At 43.8% G+C, this 21376-nt stretch carries 20 protein-coding genes; 13 read left to right on the top strand and 7 right to left on the bottom strand.

All coding sequences use genetic code 11. From position 1 onward, the window contains the following. Nucleotides 1–31 precede the first annotated feature (31 nt). Nucleotides 32–1051 carry a DUF7343 domain-containing protein gene (locus tag SPHMEL_RS04960; protein WP_042667591.1) on the bottom strand — a complete coding sequence of 340 codons (1020 nt, stop codon included), beginning with the start codon at nucleotides 1049–1051 and terminating at the stop codon, nucleotides 32–34. Nucleotides 1052–1133: 82 nt separating this feature from the next. On the opposite strand from SPHMEL_RS04960, the gene SPHMEL_RS07355 reads away from it, so the two are divergent. The 5 genes from SPHMEL_RS07355 to SPHMEL_RS04940 are packed head-to-tail and all read left to right on the top strand — an operon-like array spanning nucleotide 1134 to nucleotide 8098. After that, complete coding sequence (locus SPHMEL_RS07355) at nucleotides 1134–1301, top strand: hypothetical protein (RefSeq protein WP_198011722.1); 168 nt, start codon at nucleotides 1134–1136, stop codon at nucleotides 1299–1301. A 10-nt stretch (nucleotides 1302–1311) separates the two neighbouring features. Then, nucleotides 1312–2748, top strand: a complete 1437-nt coding sequence (locus tag SPHMEL_RS04955; RefSeq protein WP_042667590.1) for a sodium:solute symporter family protein — start codon at nucleotides 1312–1314, stop codon at nucleotides 2746–2748. Between the two features lie 57 nt (nucleotides 2749–2805). Next, nucleotides 2806–6810: a reverse gyrase gene (gene rgy, locus SPHMEL_RS04950; protein WP_042667589.1), complete on the top strand. Its 4005-nt coding sequence runs from the start codon at nucleotides 2806–2808 to the stop codon at nucleotides 6808–6810. After that, nucleotides 6807–7697: a carbon-nitrogen hydrolase family protein gene (locus SPHMEL_RS04945; RefSeq protein WP_232216769.1), complete on the top strand. Its 891-nt coding sequence runs from the start codon at nucleotides 6807–6809 to the stop codon at nucleotides 7695–7697. The genes rgy and SPHMEL_RS04945 overlap by 4 nt, the downstream gene beginning before the upstream one ends. A 47-nt stretch (nucleotides 7698–7744) precedes the next feature. After that, a complete protein-coding gene (locus SPHMEL_RS04940; protein WP_012608491.1) occupies nucleotides 7745–8098 on the top strand; it encodes a hypothetical protein in 354 nt (117 codons plus the stop codon). Here SPHMEL_RS04940 and SPHMEL_RS04935 read toward each other — a convergent pair. From SPHMEL_RS04935 to gatD, 5 genes are all read right to left on the bottom strand, one after another. Further along, nucleotides 8095–8493 carry a translation initiation factor IF-5A gene (locus SPHMEL_RS04935; RefSeq protein ID WP_012608490.1) on the bottom strand — a complete coding sequence of 133 codons (399 nt, stop codon included), beginning with the start codon at nucleotides 8491–8493 and terminating at the stop codon, nucleotides 8095–8097. The genes SPHMEL_RS04940 and SPHMEL_RS04935 overlap by 4 nt on opposite strands. 131 nt (nucleotides 8494–8624) lie before the next feature. After that, the gene (locus SPHMEL_RS04930) at nucleotides 8625–9551 is read right to left on the bottom strand and encodes a Fis family transcriptional regulator (protein WP_232216768.1); all 927 of its coding nucleotides are present in this window, start codon (nucleotides 9549–9551) and stop codon (nucleotides 8625–8627) included. Between the two features lie 8 nt (nucleotides 9552–9559). Next, nucleotides 9560–9910: a hypothetical protein gene (locus tag SPHMEL_RS04925; RefSeq protein WP_042667587.1), complete on the bottom strand. Its 351-nt coding sequence runs from the start codon at nucleotides 9908–9910 to the stop codon at nucleotides 9560–9562. A gap of 339 nt (nucleotides 9911–10249) precedes the next feature. After that, on the bottom strand, nucleotides 10250–12166 hold the full coding sequence (gene gatE, locus SPHMEL_RS04920; RefSeq protein WP_042667586.1) for a Glu-tRNA(Gln) amidotransferase subunit GatE: 1917 nt from the start codon (nucleotides 12164–12166) through the stop codon (nucleotides 10250–10252). Further along, nucleotides 12159–13514 (bottom strand): Glu-tRNA(Gln) amidotransferase subunit GatD, encoded by a 1356-nt coding sequence (gatD, locus tag SPHMEL_RS04915; protein WP_042667585.1) that lies wholly within the window; start codon nucleotides 13512–13514, stop codon nucleotides 12159–12161. Before gatD ends, gatE begins: the two co-directional genes overlap by 8 nt. Before the next feature lie 194 nt (nucleotides 13515–13708). Between gatD and SPHMEL_RS04910 the strand changes: the two genes are divergently transcribed. Both SPHMEL_RS04910 and SPHMEL_RS04905 read left to right on the top strand, forming a co-directional pair. Next, nucleotides 13709–14899: an aminotransferase class I/II-fold pyridoxal phosphate-dependent enzyme gene (locus SPHMEL_RS04910; RefSeq protein WP_042667584.1), complete on the top strand. Its 1191-nt coding sequence runs from the start codon at nucleotides 13709–13711 to the stop codon at nucleotides 14897–14899. A gap of 15 nt (nucleotides 14900–14914) precedes the next feature. After that, entirely contained in the window at nucleotides 14915–15880 is a 966-nt protein-coding gene (locus SPHMEL_RS04905; RefSeq protein ID WP_042667583.1) for an NAD-dependent epimerase/dehydratase family protein, read from the top strand. A gap of 9 nt (nucleotides 15881–15889) precedes the next feature. Here the strand turns inward: SPHMEL_RS04905 and SPHMEL_RS04900 are convergent, their stop codons facing one another. Beyond that, the gene (locus tag SPHMEL_RS04900) at nucleotides 15890–16042 is read right to left on the bottom strand and encodes a 30S ribosomal protein S30e (RefSeq protein ID WP_012608483.1); all 153 of its coding nucleotides are present in this window, start codon (nucleotides 16040–16042) and stop codon (nucleotides 15890–15892) included. A gap of 90 nt (nucleotides 16043–16132) precedes the next feature. Here SPHMEL_RS04900 and SPHMEL_RS04895 point away from each other — a divergent pair, with 90 nt between their 5' ends. From SPHMEL_RS04895 to SPHMEL_RS04870, 6 genes are all read left to right on the top strand, one after another. Continuing rightward, nucleotides 16133–17353 (top strand): hypothetical protein, encoded by a 1221-nt coding sequence (locus SPHMEL_RS04895; RefSeq protein ID WP_042667957.1) that lies wholly within the window; start codon nucleotides 16133–16135, stop codon nucleotides 17351–17353. Nucleotides 17354–17358: 5 nt separating this feature from the next. Beyond that, nucleotides 17359–18063, top strand: a complete 705-nt coding sequence (locus tag SPHMEL_RS04890; RefSeq protein WP_042667582.1) for a fibrillarin-like rRNA/tRNA 2'-O-methyltransferase — start codon at nucleotides 17359–17361, stop codon at nucleotides 18061–18063. Nucleotides 18064–18129: 66 nt separating this feature from the next. Further along, a complete protein-coding gene (locus SPHMEL_RS04885) occupies nucleotides 18130–19020 on the top strand; it encodes a helix-turn-helix domain-containing protein (protein ID WP_012608480.1) in 891 nt (296 codons plus the stop codon). Between the two features lie 117 nt (nucleotides 19021–19137). Then, nucleotides 19138–19686 (top strand): NTPase, encoded by a 549-nt coding sequence (locus tag SPHMEL_RS04880; RefSeq protein ID WP_042667581.1) that lies wholly within the window; start codon nucleotides 19138–19140, stop codon nucleotides 19684–19686. A gap of 39 nt (nucleotides 19687–19725) precedes the next feature. Next, nucleotides 19726–20916 carry a tRNA (guanine(26)-N(2))-dimethyltransferase gene (locus SPHMEL_RS04875; protein WP_042667580.1) on the top strand — a complete coding sequence of 397 codons (1191 nt, stop codon included), beginning with the start codon at nucleotides 19726–19728 and terminating at the stop codon, nucleotides 20914–20916. A gap of 68 nt (nucleotides 20917–20984) precedes the next feature. Beyond that, nucleotides 20985–21320: a DUF167 domain-containing protein gene (locus tag SPHMEL_RS04870; RefSeq protein WP_042667579.1), complete on the top strand. Its 336-nt coding sequence runs from the start codon at nucleotides 20985–20987 to the stop codon at nucleotides 21318–21320. Nucleotides 21321–21376: the final 56 nt, after the last annotated feature.

Here is a 21376-nt window from a genome sequence, read left to right as displayed (position 1 = left end):
AAATATGCCATGGGAATTTTTAAAACTATGACTAGTGCTCTGTGTAGAGTGCCTCATAATATATAGTGTTATCTGGGAGCCCATTATTTAGCTTGGAAACCATGCCTCTAATAGTCTGTATATCGACTTCTGGAGAGGGCTTATATGATTCAACTGCATCGCTTAATACTGAGACAGGTATTCCTGTTACGGCTGAGTAGTAGCTTAGATATCTATATGGGTCCCTAATATATCTGTTAATGGAGTCTAAATATATCTTCCTAATTAACTCCATGGTTTCGCTGTCAAAGATATTGGATGCCGCGAGTGTACAGCAATTCCCAATACTTATCCCGGTTTTACTGGTTAAATCCTGGAACCCCTTATTCTTAAATAAATGATAAAGCGGGTGCCATAGGATAACATATCCCTTAATCCTGTTGGGACTGCTTACTAGGTCGGGATACTTGAAGTAAATTGTTTTAACTGAGCCCCTCAACCCTGATTTCTCAATGTATTCCGATCTAACATAATCCATGGTGCTAATTCTACTAGAGTAAACCACGGTGCCCTCTTCCTCGTTAGGTGACTTAAGAATCTTAAAGCCTCCTGTCATGCCGCCAGCGATTATCCTGTAGGATTTATATAATGGATACATGTATAGCTGGCTAACTAATGGAGAGAGAGCTAGGTCTATTTCACCCTCAGCTAGGGCACGCGTGGTATCTAATCCATCCTTGAATACCTCTACATGGACATTATATCCCTTATCCCTCATTTTATTAGCAAAGTACCCTAGGAATAAGTATTCGCTTGAGTAGACTATGCCGAGTCTAAGTGTTTTTAGCTCGTGCTTGATGGTTTTCTCAGTGATACCTTTTTTGATATAGATAATCTTGCTTCTACCAATGCTTCTCCTCTCTATAAGGCCATCACTCTCGAGCTCCTTAAGTATCTCGCTAACCCTGCTTTTGGAGGCGTTGAGCGCTCTATGTATGTATGACTGTGGTATCTCCCTGCCCTGCATACTGGAGAGTAGTTCCAGTATTGTTCTCCGTAAACCCTTATCCATACCTTATGCCTCTATCCATCTGGTTAAATTTATAAATCGCCCTTCATATTTTTATTTAATCGAACATATGTTCGGTGATCTTATGTTGAGGAGACTCTATATGCTGGGAAGCATAATCGTGATCATGGCTAGTTATATGGTGCCATATCTCATCCTGTATAATGCTAAGGGATTAGAACTACTTCTTTTCTGGGTCCTACTGACGATTACATGGATCATCGTCTCAATAATATACTTGAGACATGCCTAGGGTGAAGCCCATGAATACCTTGTTCATCGATATACTAGTGGTATATGTAATCATGGGCACTGTAATAGCTTATGCGTCCAGGAGAATGAATATTAAGACCACGAAAGACTACATTATTGCGGGAGGCAGGGTCGGCAGTATAGTTAGCTTCGGAACCTATGCAGCCACAACTTATAGCGCGTTTATGATGATAGGGCTAGTTGGATTAACCTATGCAACAGGGGTAGGGGCACTGGGCTTCGAATTGCTATATCTACTAGTAACAGTAATATTGCTTTCAACCATAGGCTACAAGATATGGGAGTTATCGAGGATGAATGGATGGATGACTCCCTCACAAATGCTCAGCGATCTATATTCATCGAGATACCTGGGCATGCTTTCAGCATTCCTCTATTTATTTGTAATGGTGCCCTATACCGCGGCACAAATACAGGGGCTTACAATAATCTTCAACTATGCGGGCCTAGATCCTGCGGTGGGAACCATTATAAGTGCCACTATAACATATACATGGATATTTATAGCTGGAATGTGGAGCATTGCTACAACTGATTTATACCAGGCCATTCTAATGTTGGCTGGTGGATTATTATTCATTGTACAGTTAACGCTTCCCGGAGCTGTATTTAATATTGACCCTGCAAAAGCGTTAATATCCAGCGGTGAGAAAGGCTTCCTCGGGATGACTAGTTTCTGGTCACCTCAGGTCTTTCTAGCATATACTATACCATGGATCTTCTTCGCTGTCACGAATCCGCAAGTTGTTATAAGGTTATTCATTCATAGGGATGAAAAAACCTATAAGAGGGGTGTATCATTATTCGCGTTCTACGGGTTACTCTATACTCTAATAGTCGTATTAGCTGGGCTCCTTGTAAGGGGATTCGCTGAAAACGGGTTGATTCCACAGAATCTTAGACGTGACGAGGTAACTATTTACCTGCTTAACTTATTCAACCCATCGATCGGCTCATTAATAGCTGTATCAATAGTTGCGGCAGCTGTTTCAACAGCCAATAGCATTATTCATGCAGTAGCCAGCAGTATTTATAGAGAGATGAGGAGCCATGGAGATAAGGGTTCCCTAGTGATACTCAACCTAACCAGCCTGGTATTGATTGCCCTCTCATCGCTTCTAGCGTATGCGAGGATAACCTATATCGTCGACTTAAGTGTGATGTCATCCGTATATCTCCTACCGCTAGCCCCGCTGACTATTCTTGGAATCTACCTGAATAAATATATTGGAAAATATACCAGAACAGCTGCCATTACCTCCATTGTAGTAGGGGTTTCCATAGCAGGCGTGAGCACTATTGTGAATGGTGGTAGTAGGGCATTTACATCGATATACATGGGTATCCCAATATCGCTCTGGGTGCTGTTGGTCTCCACGGCGATTCTTCTCATAGGACTCCTTATCGATGCTTATACACGTGTGTAGGCAAGGAAAAATTTAAAAATACTCAATGAAGACGTTTTTATCTAATGGTGAATTACATTGATTAATTTAAAGACTCTACTAGAGAATTTTAGAGAGTTTAAACCCCATGGAATTTATCGTCACGCATGCCCTAATTGTGGGGGTCCTATAGATGATTACAGGCTAATCTTTAAAGCTCCCTGCTCGAAGTGTTTAAATGAGGCGAGATTTAAAGCCGTAATTAAGGATTTAAATGGGGAGATCACTCGTTTTCAGCTTCTTAAACTCTACTATGATAAGTTAAATAAGAAGCTAAAGAAGTCCGGCGACTTAAAGAAACTCATGGATAACGAGAGAATGTTAAATGACTTCGAGGATTTCTTCGAGAAAGCAATAGGATTTAAAATGTGGAGTGCACAGAGAATGTGGGCCCGGCGTATTCTAAAGGGTTTATCATTCAGTATTGTGGCTCCCACTGGCATGGGTAAAACAGTTTTCTCACTTATAGCTACACTCTATCTCGTCTCACACTCTAGAAGCAAAAATAGAGAACAAAGGTTCTACCTAGTCTTCCCAACAACACCTCTCCTGCTTCAAGCCGAGAGGAAGATAAAGGATTTCTCGAGGAACCTCGGTATAAATGTCTGCATGGATGACAACTGGGGTAGTAACTGCCTGAGGATACTCTGCATCCATGGACAACAGGGTAAAAAAGAAAAAGAGGCTGCTTTAACCAGGCTCAAGGAGGGAGACTTCGATATACTCCTCACCACAAGCAAATTCATGCATAAGTATTACGAGCTCCTCAAGAACAAGAATTTCAAGTTAATAGTCATGGATGACGTCGATGCTGTGCTAAAAAGCGGGAAGGCTATCCGGAGAGTATTAAATATTATAGGTATTGAAGACGAATACATTGATAAGGCATTAACCCTGATTAAGGCAAGGTCCAAGCTGGCTGTTCTAAGCAGTGAGGAAAAAAGCGAATTAGAGAAAGAAGTGGAAAGCCTTGAAAAAGAGATCTCCACTGTGAAACAAAATATAAACACTATACTCTTAGTAAACACCGCAACCGGTAGGCCTAGGGGGATCTATCCGAAGCTATTTAAGATATTCATGAACTTCGAGGCCGGATCGAAGCCGGAGGCTATTAGAAACATAGTGGATACTTACATCGAGTCCATTAGAGACATTGAGGAAAAGATGGTTGAGTTAGCCCTTAAGCTCCGTGATGGATTACTGATCTTCGTTCCAGTTGATAGGGGGGTAGAATACGCTGAGAAAATAGCATCACTACTCAAAGAGAAAGGATTGAATGCGGAGGCATTTCACTCTGGGAAATCCGCTAAACTACTAGATGCGTTTGCGAGAGGGGAAATAAACATACTTGTTGGTGTGGCAACCTATTATGGAGTCATGGTCAGGGGGATAGATCTCCCGGAAAGAGTGAAATACATTATGTTCATCGGGGTTCCCAGACATAAGTTCACCCCGGAGCTTGAAGAGTTATCTCCAAGGGATCTACTCAGAATCCTCTCGGTGCTTCGCGATGCCAGCGAAGGGGAGAGGAAAGAAGCCATTGATAGGCTTATTGGTAGGTTATCAAGTAGAATCAGGAGAATGAGCCCCGGCGCATTGATGATGATTAGAGAGGAGCTGGCCAAGAAGCTCAGGGGGGAGCCCGTCGAGGAGACGCCGTTTCTGAGGGATGCTATGGAGGCATATAAAATAATCAAGGAGGAGCTCTCAAAGGATGAGACATGGCATAAAATATCTAGCCTAGGGGATATAGGCGTCATTAGAGAGGGTAATAAGTACTATATGTTAATACCGGATGTCGCAACATATATCCAGGCTAGTGGTAGAGCTTCAAGGCTTTATCCAGGCGGCATAACCAGGGGTTTGTCGATAACATTGGTTGATGATAAAAGACTATTGAACGGCTTAGTGAAGAGGATGAGATGGATTTTCGAGGACTTTAACATGGTGCCACTAGACCAGGTAAACTTAGAGGAATTAACAAGGCAGATAGAGGAGGAGAGAAGAAGGGTTGCCGAGGTCATTAGAGAGGGGATAAAAACCACTACACAGGTTGAACCGGTTAAAACAGCATTAATGATAGTTGAATCACCCAACAAGGCTAAGACCATAGCCAACTTCTTCGGTAAACCAAGTATTAGAGTCGTAAAGGATGTTCTACAAGCATATGAGGTAACTGTTGGAAACTACGTGCTCTCCATAGTGGCGAGCGCCGGGCATGTGTATGATTTAATCACCGATAACCCTGGTGAATCAATGGGTGAGAACCTTTACGGTGTATTAAAGGTAGAGAACAGGTTCATCCCGGTGTACACGGATATTAAGAAGTGCTCCAACGGACATCAATTCACGGATGAAGTTATAGATAATACGAATGAATGCCCCAAGTGTAGAATAAATGGTAAAGTATCCTATGTCACAAGAAAACTTGACATCGTAAAGGCCCTGAGAGAGTTAGCTGAAGAAGTCGACGTTGTCTTAATAGGCACAGATCCCGATGCAGAGGGAGAGAAAATAGCCTGGGATTTAAGGGTATTACTAGAGCCCTACGCCAGCGATATCAAGAGAATAGAATTCCACGAGGTCACTAGAAAAGCAATTCTCAATGCTCTCAAGAACCCGAGAGACTTTGATCTTAAACTTGTAGAATCCCAGATTGTTAGAAGGATAGATGATAGATGGTTAGGGTTCTCTCTCTCAGAGAAGGTTCAAAAATATGCATGGCTGAAATATTGCTCTGAGTACCTTAAGAATAAAACAGTGAAGGAAGAGAAAGACGATTCTGAGCTCCATGAATTCGACTGTTGTACCCAGAATAGGAATCTGAGTGCTGGAAGAGTCCAAACACCTGTCTTAGAATATATTGTTAAGGAGACGGAGGAAAGACGGAAGCCCGAGAGATGGTCTTATAGAATAAAAATATATGTTGAAGACGTAGGCGACTTCGTGGAAGTCACGATACCTTACATCGATGCCGAGGAACTGGGAGTTATAAAATCTCTTAACAAGAAGAAACTCCTACCAGTTGAAATAATAGTTATAGGTGAGGATGTAGAGGAGGTTAACCCGCTGCCACCATTTACAACAGACGCGCTATTAGAGGAGGCATCAAGGAGTCTCAGGCTCTCAGCTGTAAGGGCAATGGAGATAGCGCAGAATCTATTTGAGACAGGCCTCATAACCTACCATAGAACCGATAGTACAAGGGTAAGTGATACGGGCATCTCCATAGCTAGACAGTACCTGGAGGAGAAATACGGGGAGAAAGCTCAATTCTACTTTAAGGCCAGGATGTGGGGAGAGGGCGGGGCTCACGAGGCGATACGTCCGACGAGACCTATAGATGCCGACAGGCTTCTTGAATTGATCAAGGAAGGAGTGTTAACATTGTCTGTAAAATTCACGAAAGACCATATAAGGCTCTACGACCTCATATTTAGAAGATTTATAGCGAGCCAGATGAGGCCGGCTAAACTAAGGAAGTTGAAGTTTAAAGTAGTCATAAAGAACCGTGAATACTATTCTGAGGTATACACTGAAGCCGTTGAAAAAGGATACCTTGAGGTATACAAGAACATCGAGCTGGTCCAGGGCATCAGGTTAAAGCCCAGTGAGCCTGGCGGGAGGATTAACGGGAAGATCCATGAAGGCGAAGTAATTAAGCCGCCAATGCTGAGGTTCCATGATGTAGTGAGATGGATGAAGGAGAATGGCATTGGTAGGCCGAGTACCTATGCTAAAATAATTCAAACAATAATAGATAGGAGATATGTAATAGTAAGTGGAGAGGCGAAAGCCCTGATACCTGTAGAACGCGGTAGATACGTGTTGAAATTCCTTAAAGACCACTATGGCGATATAGTCAGCGTGGATACTACTAGGAGACTCGAGGATCTAATGGAGAAGATCAGTAGAGGCGAGAGGGATTACCAGGAGGTATTAGAAGAGATCTATAGAGAGGTAAAGAATATAGTACTTGAAAACAAGGACATCAATGATTCATTGGAGAAAGAATATAATGAAAGATGCGCCTCAACGACGTGATCCAGTTGAGCATCGAGGGGTTTAAACTAGTTGAACTATATAAAAGTATCTCCGGCCCAAGGCTCGGGATAGCACATATACCAATACTGTTCAACGCCTTCGGGATAAATCTCAACAATATACGTAAAATAGTTTTTTATGCTAGTGAGAGAAACATACATACACTTATCATACCATACTCAGCTGCATTCGGACCCGTTATCGAGTTATACTCGAAAAACATGAGGGCCGAGGAGTTTCGCAGGAGATATGGTATAGATGAGGAGCATCCATATCTTAGAACACTTAAATATCTCTCAGCTAACTACGGGTTGAATATTATTTCCCCCGCAATAATGGAGCGCTCGGGGAGTAAATACTATGTTTCCACGGTATTTATATCCTTCGAGGACGTGGAGGAGCATTCATCCCAGAGAAAAATACTTGTATCAAGCGATGAGGAGAAGATAGGTGTTAACCCTGGACGTGAAATAATAGTCTTCGATGACCATTACCTGAAGTACATGGCTCTTATATCGCGGGAAATCCTAGTACCAGAGTTCGGTAGAATAGGATCTATGAGGGGCTGTAATACATTAGTAGCTACTATATCACCATTAAAACCAGTTGAAAACTATGTCGACATCGTGAAAACACTAGCACAAATGCTGGATAGATGGGTTATTCATGTAGGCGGAATATTCGTTGTTGAAGACAATAAGTATGTGTTAAACTCCATGATAATGGATCCCGAGGGAAGGCTGGTTACAATATATAGTGATTCTGTCCCAGCATTAATATCGATACCCTATAAGGAGATGACAAGTAGAATACATGAGGCAAACAAGGAGGAAACAATAGGTATCCTTAAATTTGTGTCAGGACAATTAAGAAGACTGGAAAAATAAAGGAATATCCGGGATAATATCGGGGAAAGCTGGTGTAGGTGTCCACTTTGGAGGAAGTAGAGAAGGCTGTCCCAATTAAGGTTGCCTCATTAAACGACCTTGTGAGACTTGCAACGTCGACGATGGTTCCACACCAGTTTAACACGTATATTATTAAGTTCAAACACGGAGGGAAGACGTATCTGGGTATGCTAGGTGTTTTCAGAGATTATTATAAGTATTATGGAATCCCTGTATTCTACTATTATTCAACCGATATGGAGGGTATTGAGGAGGCGAACTATATTATAGTTAGCACCAGTGATGAAAAAATAGAGTTCTCCAAGAGCCCTAGGCCAGGCATAGCTATACCTATAATATCACTTGCTGAAAAACCGGTTTTCCTACCGGATGACATCTAGCGGGGACGGATGATAAGTCTCTTACCCATTACGACCCAGTATTCTACCTCTGAGCCTACTCCCAGCTTGTTTCTAATATCCTCCTCTATGGAGTCTTTTTCCACCTCAAAGGTCTCATACGTCTCCATATCCATAACCTGGTACATAGTGCCCATATCAGCTATTATTTGACCTACATGTTTCTCTATAACTGGGACCTCTACCTGGGTGTCGACAGGGGCTACGAGAGTTTTCTTAGCCTTTGAGAATAAACCTATCGCTACTACATTTGCTTTAGCACTTCCGTGTTTTCCCGTCTTAGCACGAGACATCTCGACTATTCTGCATGGTTCTCCATCTATTACTATAAAGCTGCCGACCTTCAGGTTTCCAAGGGTATCATATACCTTACTCATTGAACACCACCTATGCGAATTAGCTCACACATAAGCATTATTACACTATTTAAGCCCTAAAAATAAATTTCTCTTGATTAATACCTGGAATATTGGAACTGAAAGAATTATGGAGCATAAGTGTTACCAGATTAGTGAACTGAGAAAACCGGGTAAATAGCATATGAAACACCCTCGATTAAATCATGCCCCTTATTATAATCATACAGCTTATCCAGGGATATCCATGCATGAATTACGCCAATGAATGGATGAGTACTCACCATGTTTGCTTGCTCCACGTCTATAAGTATCTGGGATTCATGTAGCTGACTCAGCAATGCTGCTAGAGCGTCAAGCGTATCAGATGATGCGAATATTAGGGAGTACATGCCGCTGTCTTTATAAACATATTTCTTGCGTGTTAAGGCCACGGCATGTCTGGTGAAATGGTGGTATGTATCCCTTGCCCCAAGGCTCTTCTTAAGGGTTCCAACCAGGTCACTTGTTCTCCACCTGCCAAATATACAGGGGTTAAAGAGCCTGAATAACTCGAGGGCTATCACTTCATCTGCCTCATCAAGTAATATATCCTTATCAATGAATACGCTGGACTCCAGGAGTGTAAACCCGGGGTTTTGAACCACTTGTATAGGTACTAATACCTGTGATATTCTACCGTAAAACACGATCCTACATGCGTCAGCAGCTATAGATCTGGCATCTATCCCGCTATAGTCGTCTCTCACATAACTTATAATGGTTGGACGCGATGTATACGAGTAATAAGATATAATTAAAGGAGGGTTTCCGAGAAGACACCTCAGGCCCGTTGCCTTCTGCTTAAGTTCCCCAATAACTATGGAAACAGGTGTTTGCAGGCGATCTATAAAGACATTCAAGTATTTAACCAGTAGATTCTTCTTAATTAACGTATTCAGGTGCCTTGACAACTGGGTTCTATTAACACCAAGGGTTTTCGAAACAATGTTGAGGCTGACCCCGTTGTTAAGTAATGCTATAGCATTCATTAAAACCTCATGTGTTATCATTAAATATGCCTCTCCCGTCTCATTCAATAGTGGTTTCAACCCAGTGACTTAACAAGTAACTCCCAGATATATCTCGCCTCTGTTTGAACATTATTTATTCTTAGTGAGAGAACGGTCTCTTCATCTCTTACATCTATTTTCCATCCATCCTCCTCAAGCCGAGATGCCTTTTCACTGCTTAATGAATTTCTTAGAATTATCGTTAACCTAATAGAATTCGTACCCAGTCTAGCTATAACTACACTATCCTCCTTGATACCGTAGATCAGTCTAAAACCCATTGTTCCACTTGTAAGACTCTTCTCCCATATATCTTTAACTATGACCTTGTACTTGTTCTCAGCGAGAACACTTTTTATTGCCTCTTCAACTTCGGAGGCTACCATATCTCATCACTTACCCATCGGGGTATCTGTGCGGCCAAGGATCCTCATCCATTATGATACTGTATTCCTAAGCCTTAAAATAAATATAGTTTAAAATAACTAGCATCCTTTTTCTTTAAAAGAAAGTAGATAAAAGAGCCGCTGCTGATTCTAAATAACTTCTAAATATTTGCCCCGGGTGAGTAAAATAGATAGGATCATGGGTGATATTGAAGTCCTACTGGGGACACAAAACCTATCTTATCTTAAATAGAGTGAAAGCTGTGGAGATAAACGGCTCAGCCAAATGCCTTCTAATCACCACTCATTGACGGGAGTACTCGTCATCGCTGCATGATTTTATTTCAGTATCTCCTTTAATTTCTCTCTAACCTTTTCAGCTACGAGTGCTCCATCTATTCTACCCCTAACAGACTTCATGACCTCGCTCATAACTATCTGGAAGGCCTTCTCCCTTTTAGCGGTGATCTTATCCATGTTCTTCTTTATTGCTTCATTAATCAACTCGTCTAGCTCACTGATTGAGACAACGCCTAGTCCAAGCTCTTTTATAACATCCTTAATGCTCCTGCCCGGGTTCCTCGCTATACTTGACAATACATCTGGTATGGCCTCTTTAGCTATCTCATTGTTTGCCACCGCATCCAGGACATCCTCGATCACGTAGTCATCGATATTCTCGATGGGTACCCCGTCACGCCTCAATGAGGGAATAATGTTGACCAGTGTTGACGCTATAATTGATGCTGGTATCTTACCCATGTATTTCTCCACTAGTCTCTCATAGAGGTCGAGCCTTAAATCATTAATTACTGCTTTAGCTAGTTCCGTGCTTAATCCATGCTCCCTTACATACTTCTCCAACTTCTTCTCAGGGGGCTCTGGGATTAATTTGCTAGCTTTCTCCATGAGTTCTGGGGTAATATATATGGGTGGTATATCTGTCTCTGGATACATCCTGGCTGAGCCGGGGCGTGGACGCATGTATTTCGTTGTACCATCCGGGTTAGCGGCACGTGTTTCCTCAGGTACACCTATAACAGCTATCCTGGCTCTCTCGACCACCGCCTTTAATGCTTCCACAGCCTTCTGCTTGACATCTGCTACTATTACTATGGCATCTATACCTGGATCAGCCCCTGTCTTCACGTATAAAGCCTGAACCTCTTCCCTAGTGATCCCATAGTTTGGCAACTCATCCGTGTGAAAGATTCCGCCAACTCCTCCCCAGATCCTAGCATAGTCGGCTAGTTCGCTTCCAAATCTTCTCCCAGGCTGAATTTCTATCCCAAGTAATCCTTTAAAGCCCCGTAATACAACAGCGTATACACCGCTCCCAGGTATTGAGAGAGCCTTCTTCACTATCTTCGAACCTGTATCCCTGAATACATCTGTGACATCTATTATATTATCTGATATGTTCTCCGGACTCACGCCACGCTTAACTAGCTCGTCACGTATCTCGAGGAGTTTAAGCTGCCTTAACACCTCGTACTCTATCACTTTCGAGATCAAATATAAGTGTTGCACTCCTTTAATCTCTACTTTTGCACCGCCCTTGATACTTATGTTTAGATCCTGCCTAATGGTTCCCAGGCCTCGTTTAGCCCTTCCAGTGAGCCTGATTAACTGTCCTATTTTCAATGCTACCCTGACGGCTTGCTCCGGGTCATGTATATCCGGCGCCGTAGCTACCTCTACCAGTGGAATGCCAAGCCTGTCGATTCTATATCTTACAGTGGTCTCAGACTCATCGATCTTCCTAGCTGCATCCTCCTCCAGGCATAGTGTCTGTATGCCTATTTTCTCCTCGTTATCCATTATGTAACCGTTTACAGCGATTAACGCTGTACGCTGGAAACCACTGACATTACTGCCATCGATAACTATCTTCCTCATCACATGTATTTCATCAATGATCCTCATATTCATGGAGCTGGCTAATGCTAATACAACTAGTAATGCATCCTCATTTATCTCGTGGGGCGGCTCCTCATCGGCTTCAACAAGGCAGCTCGACTCCACAGGGGCCTCGTATTCATACTTCTTGTTCTTCTTCCATTCAAGCAGTGCAGCCCTATCTATCTCGCCTACCTCGCTCTTAGCCGGCCTAAGGTATCTCGTGAATACTTCTCGGGCCTCTGCCTCACTGAGGAGGGTTGGGCATTTACAGAAGAGCTTCCTCGCCGTATCTAATTGCACATGTATCTCGAGGCCGACCTTTAACCCGGTTTCACTATAGTTGATCCTACTCATGATTCCACCTCGGGTAGAGGTCTAGTATATGCCTCTCATTGAATTCTCCAGCGAGATTCGTGAGGAAAACTTTCCTAACTTCCTCAAGGTCCCTTGATACGCTGCCAAGGATCCATGAGAGCTTTACATAAGCTGTCTCGGGAAGTATATCAGAGCCCGGTATCACGCCGGCTTCGAGTAGTCTTCTACCAGTACTATAGACGTAGAGGTTGACGCGGCCGAAAAGGCATTGACTAGTCATTACCACGGGTATATCGTTTTCAACAGCCCTCGCTATAACTGGGATGAGCTTGTTAGGCATGTGTCCCAGCCCGCTTCCCTCTAGGACTATTCCATGGAAGCCCTTATCTATCAACGTCTCAAGCACCTCTGGTTGGAGGCCCGGGTAGACTTTAACCAGTGCTACCCTGTCATCAAACTTATTCTTTAACTGTGCCTCCTTGTTTTTACCACGGTGCTCAATGATTCTTCCCACGATCCGTACCTCCATTGTCTCAGGATACACCTTGGCTATCGGCTTATCGTTTATCGATTGAAATGCATCCCTTCTACTAGTATGCATCTTCCTGGCTTTCACGCCTCTATGTACCAGCGCGTATGTATCGGATGTTTCACCATGCATTACGATTACGGATTCAGCGAAGGACCCCTTGGAGGCAGCTATGAATGCGGCTCTTAGATTAAACGCTGAGTCACTGCTCGGCCTATCACTACTCCTCTGGGAGCCAACAAACACTATTGGAGCAGGCTTATTCACTATTGAGAATGCTAGGGCTGAAGCAGAGTAAGACATCATGTCCGTACCATGGGCTATTACAACGCCATCAACTCCTTCAACGAGCTCCTTATATACCTCCCGGGATAGGTTCTCCCAGTGAAGTGGCTCTATATCCTCGCTGAAAATACTCATTACCTCCCTAGCGTTAAAGACAGCTATTTCAGCCAGCTCCGGTACCCATTCAAGTATCTCGCCAGGGGTGAGGACCGGTGTAACTGCTCCCGTCTCATAATCAACTTTAGATGCGATCGTACCTCCCGTGCCCAGTAATACTATACGGGGTAATCCCTCAGCCCTCCCAACGGCTTCGACACCTACATGGTGATGAACCTGTTTCTTCGAAACCAGCCTTAAATCGCTTACCTCGTCGATGTTTAAACCTATATTATAGCCGTTATCTAGTTTTAAGACCAGCACAGGCCTCCCGGAATAGAGGACCTGACGGGGCATGAGGATCCCGTTGAAAACAGTTCCATCCTTCAACACTACGACTATTTTATCACCTGGTTCAACCCCTATACTTCTAAGTATCCTAGCCACATTACCACTATAACCATAATACAGCTCCATTCAATCACCGGTTAGAAAATATAGAACCTATTCTACTTAAATATCAATAAGTAGCATGATATACCTGCATCATTAAGGGGGCTCACACTTACAATGGATTGGGGTAGTTGATTTCACAATTGATACCATTTACCGTAAAAATAAAGTTATAAATAGACGGGTAAGTATAGTATATATGTCTATGGTGGAAACATATGGTAAAACATTGGGTAAAGGAGTACTATGGGTTAAAGCTCAAAGAATTAATTGAGAGAGGAGAGATATGGGAGATAAAGAGGCTTATGGGCCCCGCTGGTCCCCGTGCTATAGTTGATGGAAGAGAGGTCATAGTGCTTGCATCCAACAATTATCTGAATCTAGCCAATGACCCCAGGCTTAAACAGGCGGCCATCGAGGCCATGGAGAAATATGGATGGGGTCCAGGCGCGGTCTGGGCTATTGCAGGATACCATGAGATACTGGATGCTCTACACAAGAAGATAGCCGAGTTCAAGAGAACGGAGGCCGCGCTAGTCTTCCCCACAGGCTTCGCTGTGAATGCTGGCACTATTCCAGCCATAGTCGAGCAAGGAGACGTCATAGTCTCTGATGAATTAAACCATGGAAGCATAATTGATGGTATAAGGCTTTCAAGGGCTGATAAAGTAATATATAAGCACTGTGACGTAGCAGACCTAGAGGACAAGCTTAAGCAAGTACATGGGAAATACAAAAAGATCCTTATAATAACCGATGGAGTATTCTCAATGGACGGTGATATAGCGCCCCTGAGAGAGATAGTTAGGTTGGCGAGAGAATATAATGCAATGGTGTATGTGGATGATGCCCATGGTGAAGGGGTATTGGGAGAGGGACACGGATCCCCAGCCCATCTGGGTGTCGAGGAGGAAGTAGACTTCCACGTTGGCACGTTCTCTAAAGCCCTCGGCTCCTCGGGAGGCATGATAGGCTCAGACTATGAGGTCATAGAATTTATTAGGAACAAGGCTAGGACATGGCTGTTAAGCACTGGATTCCCGCCTGCAGTAGCCGCTGCCAACCTGAAGGCGCTTGAAATAGTTATGAGCGATGAAGGGAAGGAGAGGATCAGGAGGCTATGGGATAATAGAAACTACTTCAAGAAGGAGTTAGACAACCTTGGATTCAACACAGGGAAGAGCCAGACGCCCATAATACCAGTTATAATAGGTGACACTAAGAAAACACGTGAGCTAGCCAAGTCTCTCTTCGAGGAAGGAGTATTCGTCGTGCCAATAGTATACCCGATGGTTGCTAGAGGGACAGAGAGGATCAGGAATCAAGTCAATGCAGGGCACACCAGGGAAGACCTGGATAAAGCGCTGGCAGCATATGAGAAGCATGGAAAGAGGCTTGGAATAATATAGGGTGAATCTGGTAATATGCCCCATGTACTAGTGATCGGTGCAACAGGGCAGATAGGCTCAGCACTGGTGCCGGCTCTAAGGGAGAGGTACGGTAAATACAATGTTGTAGCAGGCTATCACTCTAAGAAGCCGGAGTTGCCTGAGCTCCTCGATGGACCGGTTGAACATGTAGATGTCTTAAATAGGGATGCACTTGAGAAAGTTATAGAGAGGTACAGTATTGACACGATATACCATTTAGCAGCAATACTTTCAGCTACAGGGGAAAAGAACCCTATGCTGGCATGGAGGATAAACATGGATGGTTTAATAAACGTGCTTGAAGCAGCAAGGGAGCACGGTATTAAAGTGTTCTGGCCTAGCTCGATAGCTGCATTTGGCCCCAGCTCTCCAAAGTACAGTACTCCCCAGTATACTATAATGGATCCAACCACGATGTACGGTATAACGAAATACGCTGGCGAACTACTTGGAAGATACTACGTGTTAAAGTACGGGGTTGATGTAAGAGGAGTCAGATACCCGGGTATTATAAGTAGCGAAGCCTTGCCAGGCGGGGGTACAACTGATTATGCAGTTGAAATATTCTACTATGCTCTAGAGGGTAAGAAGTACAAGTGCTACCTGAGAAGGGACACGATGCTACCGATGATGTATATGCCGGATGCAGTGAAAGCGGCGATACAATTAATGGAGGCCGATAGATCCAGGCTTAAACTCATGGTGGGTTATAATGTCACAGCATTCAGCTTTACACCGGAGCAACTAGCCAATGAAATAAGGAAGTACATACCTGACTTCGAAGTAGAGTACGAGCCAGACTTCAGGCAGGCAATAGCTGATTCATGGCCTAAATCACTCGATGACTCTGTTGCTAGGGAGGAATGGGGATGGCGGCCTGAGTGGAGTTTCGAGGCAATGGTTAAAGACATGCTTGTTAAGCTAGGTAGGAAGCTAGGTAAGAAACTCGTTATAGAATAATTTTTATCTCTAAGCAGCCTCCTTGGGCGGGCTTTCAATCCTCCTGATATACTCCCATTTATTCCTGATCCTAGGCGGTTTATTCTTCTTCGGCTTAGGCGGTATCTTAGGGGTTTGACTCCTTACTTTCCCAGCCTTTGTTAGCGAGCCATGGCTTGGCATATTGAACCACCTAACATGATAGTTATAGTTTAGGGATATTTAAATATGGTTTTATTTGATCTCTTAATTAGGAAGGCAGGTGTTATCGTGATGAATAAGGTTTATCTTGTAGAGAGCGTTATAGGGGTAATTGCTTTAAGCGATGACGGCTCAATAATAGCGTATGCTAAGTCACCTGAGAGCATCGATGATAACGTGGAATACCTGCTCAGCATTGAGAGAGGAGAGGAGACGCTACAGCATTCTGAGGTAATGGAGAAGCTGAAGGAGAGCGGTGTAACCAGTGTAATTGTTGAAGCATTGTCGCTAGCTAGAATAGCGTCTACTCATGGACTAAGCCCTGAGATAGTGCCAGGTCACAATATCTTCATAGATGTAAGGGGGGATATCGCTGAATTAGCGGTTAAACTAGGATACGTTGACTCGCAGGAGAAATTCTTCGAGAAGCTCCATAACATAATGCTTGAGTATACGAGGAGGAAATTAAGGAAGGAGGCTCAGAAAAGGGACTTACTGGCTGTGCAAGCGATAAGGGCGACCGATGACATAGATAAAACAATAAACCTATATGTTGCGAGGCTCAGGGAATGGTATAGCATCCACTTCCCAGAACTAGATGAACTAGTAAAGGAACACCCTGAGTACGCTAAGCTGGTATATGAGCTGGGACACCGCTCTAACTATACTGTGGAAAACCTCAGTAAACTAGGGTATAGCGAGGAAAAGGCTCGAAAGCTTGCTGAGGCGGCAAAGAACAGTATAGGTGCTGACCTAAGTGATTTCGACATGAACTATATAAAGATACTGGCTGGAATAATACTGGATCTCTACAAGTTGAGAAGTACTCTGGACGAGTATATTGATGCAGTAATGAAGGAGGTTGCCCCGAATATCTCTGCGCTTGTAGGGCCTAAACTAGGGGCGAGGCTACTGAGTCTAGCCGGGGGGCTAGAAAAACTAGCAGTCCTGCCAGCAAGCACCATACAGGTACTGGGTGCTGAGAAAGCATTGTTCAGAGCCCTGAGAACCGGTGGCAAGCCGCCTAAGCATGGAGTGATCTTCCAACATCCATTCATACATAAGAGCCCTAAGTGGCAGAGAGGTAAGATAGCCAGGGCGCTGGCTGCAAAATTATCGATAGCAGCCAAGATCGACTACTTCAGTGGCAGGTTAGCTGGAGACAAGCTGGTAAAGGAGCTCGAGGAGAGAGTTGAAGAAATAAAGAAACTATATCCTAAGCCTCCACCAAAGAAAGAGGAGGAGAAGAGGCCTAGACCGCCTCCTAAATCCAGGAGGAAGGGTGGGAGGTGATCCATGTGAGTCAACCAGTCTCGGTAAAACCACATGAAAAATACTACGGGGTATACGTTGTAGAGCTTGATGACGGTAGCCTTAAACTTGCCACAAAGAACCTGGTTCCAGGTCACAGGGTATATGGTGAGAAACTATATAGAATAAACAATGTCGAGTACAGGGAGTGGAATCTATACAGGAGCAAGTTGGCTGGTGCATTAGCCAATGGTCTCAGTGAGCAGCCGATCAGGGAGGGACATAGAATACTATACCTTGGAATAGCATCTGGAACCACTGCCAGTCACATCTCGGACATCGTCGGCTTAAAAGGCAGAATTTACGGTGTTGAATTCGCTCCCAGGGTTATGAGGGAACTAGTATTAGTTGCCGATGTGAGAAAGAACATTTATCCAATACTAGGCGATGCTAGAAAGCCGCATGAATATAGGCATGTTGTTGAAACAGTTGACGGGATATATGCGGATGTTGCGCAACCGGATCAAGCTGCTATAGTCGCAGACAATGCATTACTATTTCTAAGGGATGGAGGATACTTGCTTCTAGCAATAAAGGCTAGAAGCATTGATGTGACAAAGGAGCCTAGTGAAGTATACCGTAGGGAGATAGAGACGTTAAAGCAGAGGGGATTCGAGATAGTCGACGTTGTTCACCTGGAACCCTATGATAAAGATCATGCAATGATATACAGTATATACAGGAGAAAGTAGCTTAGACATGGAAAACAAATTCCCTTTTAAACATGTTTAAACATAATTTAGAAAACGGGGTCTGTTTTGTCTAGAAACAGGGGTACAGGGGACATCGCTGAAGAAGTCTCTAGAACCCTGAGGAAAGCTGGTTTCCGGGTCGAGTTTCTTTCATACCCTACCTCAGCTAGAAGCATTGATATCATTGCGTGTAGAGGCGATACCAGGGTTTTCATAAAGGTTTCACAGGATTTAAGGGAGGTCTCCTGGATAGAGGTAAATGACTTAAAGAAATCAGGGATAGTGTACGGTTCGAACACTATTATAGTGGCTGAGAAAAACGGTAGGCGGGAGCTTGAGGATGATGTAGTATATGTCAGGAACGGCGTCAACATCGTTACTACAAATCTTCTCGGCAACTATTTATTGAGGAACAGCAAGCCTATTGTTGTAAACATTAGAGGAAACTACCTCTTGAAGATTTCTGCTGGAAAATTCCAAGTGAAAATGAAGGAAGTAGGGCTCACAAGGGGCGAGTTAGCGGAGCTACTTGGAGTAAGCAGAAAAGCTGTCTATATGTATGAAAGAGGTGAGCTAATGGTATCGCTTCAAAGAGCTGTGGAATTAGCCAGGATAATGGGGGAGGACATATTTGAGGAGATAGATATACTCGGAGACAAGCCCCCGGAGCCTTATGCAGGTACGCTGGAAAACGAGTACTTGCCGGGCGATGAAATAGAGGCAGCCCTGTGGAGGCTCCTAGATAGACTCGGAGACCTCATAGTAAAATTATCTAGAACTCCAGTGGATATTGTTGTGAAAGGTGGAAACGTGATAACTGTGACCAGGCTGGATATGGCTGAGAATAAGGCTGAGAAACTAGAGAACGCTGAGAAACTAGTGAAGACAACCGGTTCCAAGCTCGTAGTTATTAGAACGAAAAACGACCTAAAAGAAATCCGTGACGTACATTTGTAAAGCATGGAGAAGGATAAAGAAGCCGGGCCCAGGTTGAGTGGTACGATGCATATTTAAACCCATCAATCTATGGGCTTCCATGGATCACTAGCCAGGTTCTAAAGTAAGGGGGGATTCATGAAAATCATTATTACAGGCCGCCCCGGTGTGGGTAAGTCGACGTTTTTCGAGAAGTTAATATCAGAGCTCAGAGAGAACAATCTATTGGTTGGCGGTATTAAAGCGCCTGAAGTAAGGGAACATGGTGTGAGGGTAGGGTTTAAAGTTATTGATTTATTAAGTGGTGAAGAAGCATGGTTAGCAAAAAAGAGTATACCTGGCTCGGTGAGGATAGGGTCTTATACTGTGCTCGTTGAAGAGGCATCCAGGATCATTGAGACAGCGTTAAGGAGGGCTCTTGGAGAAGCCAGCGTCATAGGTATAGATGAAGTGGGGCCCATGGAGCTTAAAATACCTGTTTTCAAGCCATTGCTCCTGGAGATCCTCGACTCCGGTAAACCAGTCATACTTGTCGTACATTATAGATTGACCGATAGAGATATACTGGGTAGACTTAGTGATGCCGAAAAAATAGTGTTAACCATGGAGAACAGGGAGCACGTTAAATCAAGTACGAAGGGGTTGATCAATAAAGTAATCGAGGCCCTGGCTCCGTCTCGATCCTGAGGGAGGATCTCAACCGTGGAGATATGGGGTGTATAGTCAATGACTGAAGTAAAGATACTCAGCCGTGAACAATTGATCCAGGAGGGATTAGCTAAGCTCGTAATACCCCGGATGGATGAGTATAGAAGACCCGATGGATCGATAGAGCCGGCTTGGATGCCTGTCTTCTATAATCCACAAGCCATAGTAAGCAGGGATGCGACCGTCTCAGTCCTCAGGACCCTGTATGGTTCGAGGAATATATTTTTCGTTGATCCATTAGCCGGCACTGGAATACGTAGCATTCGCATAGCGCTCGAGAAGGGTGGTGAGGGCATAGTAAACGATATTGATCCACATGCATTATACTACATAAGGAAAAACCTGCGGCTCAACAACCTATACCCTGGAAAACTACACGTGTACTCGCAGGAGGCAAATGTCCTTCTCAATAATTTAACCTTCACGGGTATATCACTCGACTATATAGACCTAGATCCCTACGGCTCCCCAGTCCCATTCGTGGACTCGGTGTTTAAACCCCTGGGTAAGAGGGCGTTGATAGGTGTCACGGCAACCGATACAGCCCCGCTCACATGTAGTCACTACAGGAAAACCCTTAGGAGATACTGGTTTACTTGTGTCCACACCGATTTCGAGAAAGAAATAGGGGCTAGGTTACTCATCGCGTACATAGTTAAACACGCTTCAGCACTCGACATTGCTGCTAGGCCATTGCTTATATTCATTTATAAGCATTATTACAGGGTTTTCTTTGAAACCCTGAGGAGCACGGGGGAAGCATATCGATTAATTAATGAATGCCTGGGTTATATATGGTACTGTCCATCGACACTGGAAAGAGGATATATTAAATCCCTGGATGAAGCCAGGGATTTAACATGTATTAATAACGAGAAACCGGTTCTAACAGGCGAAACATGGATCTGCAGCCTAGGGGAGGCTGAGTTCATTGATAAGGTATTCAATGAAGCCGATAAAATAAGCTGGCTTCACAAGGATTCGAGGAGAATACTTGGGCTCCTCAGGAATGAGACTAGGTTGAATAACCCGTATGTACGAATAGATAAGCTATGCTCTATTATTGGGAGAAATATGCCGAAATACGAGACCCTCATAGAGGCTTTGAAGCAACACGGCATCATGGCTTCCCGCACACACTTTGATCCACGGGGATTAAAGATAGATAGCGATGTGAAGGCCTTGACCGAGGTGTTGAAGAGTATTTAATCCTGTGGTTAACATGTAGCAAGATTTTTTACTCTTCACTCTTACTTAAACTATAATTGGGGATACTCTTGTCTCAATTATTCGATAAAATCCGTGGAATAGTGTCAAAACATATAAGTGAATCCTCCCAGGGCATCATTCTATCTATAAGGGTGAAACCTGGAGATGTAGAAGACTACATAACTATCGAGGGGGATGAACTGGTTTTCCACACAGCTGAGCAATCAGAGAAAGGCCGGGAGAATGCTGCACTAGTGAAGTACTTGGCAAGGGAGCTGAAGATCCCTGTGTCCAAGATAGATATAGTGTATGGTCGTCGTGAAACACTTAAGAAAGTACTACTCAATGATGTGGACCCTGATGAGCTAGTGATTAAGCTAGCTAAGCTGGTTAGACTCGTGTAGTCGTGGAGCCACCTATAATTATTTCTCCTATATCCAAGCTTTTAACTCAGCGTATA

It is taken from the genome of Desulfurococcus amylolyticus Z-533 (assembly GCF_000513855.1).
Taxonomy (GTDB): domain Archaea; phylum Thermoproteota; class Thermoprotei_A; order Sulfolobales; family Desulfurococcaceae; genus Desulfurococcus; species Desulfurococcus amylolyticus.
The sequence above is the reverse complement of the archived record's forward strand: the minus strand, read 5'-3'. Positions and strand labels throughout refer to the sequence as shown.

Coding starts and splice junctions, on each gene's coding strand:
- SPHMEL_RS04960 (WP_042667591.1), bottom strand. CDS start 1,051: ATGGATAAGGGTTTACGGAGAACAATACTGGAACTACTCTCCAGTATG.
- SPHMEL_RS07355 (WP_198011722.1), top strand. CDS start 1,134: ATGTTGAGGAGACTCTATATGCTGGGAAGCATAATCGTGATCATGGCT.
- SPHMEL_RS04955 (WP_042667590.1), top strand. CDS start 1,312: ATGAATACCTTGTTCATCGATATACTAGTGGTATATGTAATCATGGGC.
- SPHMEL_RS04935 (WP_012608490.1), bottom strand. CDS start 8,493: ATGAGTAAGGTATATGATACCCTTGGAAACCTGAAGGTCGGCAGCTTT.
- SPHMEL_RS04925 (WP_042667587.1), bottom strand. CDS start 9,910: ATGGTAGCCTCCGAAGTTGAAGAGGCAATAAAAAGTGTTCTCGCTGAG.
- gatE (WP_042667586.1), bottom strand. CDS start 12,166: ATGAGTAGGATCAACTATAGTGAAACCGGGTTAAAGGTCGGCCTCGAG.
- gatD (WP_042667585.1), bottom strand. CDS start 13,514: ATGGAGCTGTATTATGGTTATAGTGGTAATGTGGCTAGGATACTTAGA.
- SPHMEL_RS04910 (WP_042667584.1), top strand. CDS start 13,709: ATGGTAAAACATTGGGTAAAGGAGTACTATGGGTTAAAGCTCAAAGAA.
- SPHMEL_RS04905 (WP_042667583.1), top strand. CDS start 14,915: ATGCCCCATGTACTAGTGATCGGTGCAACAGGGCAGATAGGCTCAGCA.
- SPHMEL_RS04900 (WP_012608483.1), bottom strand. CDS start 16,042: ATGCCAAGCCATGGCTCGCTAACAAAGGCTGGGAAAGTAAGGAGTCAA.
- SPHMEL_RS04895 (WP_042667957.1), top strand. CDS start 16,133: ATGAATAAGGTTTATCTTGTAGAGAGCGTTATAGGGGTAATTGCTTTA.
- SPHMEL_RS04880 (WP_042667581.1), top strand. CDS start 19,138: ATGAAAATCATTATTACAGGCCGCCCCGGTGTGGGTAAGTCGACGTTT.
- SPHMEL_RS04875 (WP_042667580.1), top strand. CDS start 19,726: ATGACTGAAGTAAAGATACTCAGCCGTGAACAATTGATCCAGGAGGGA.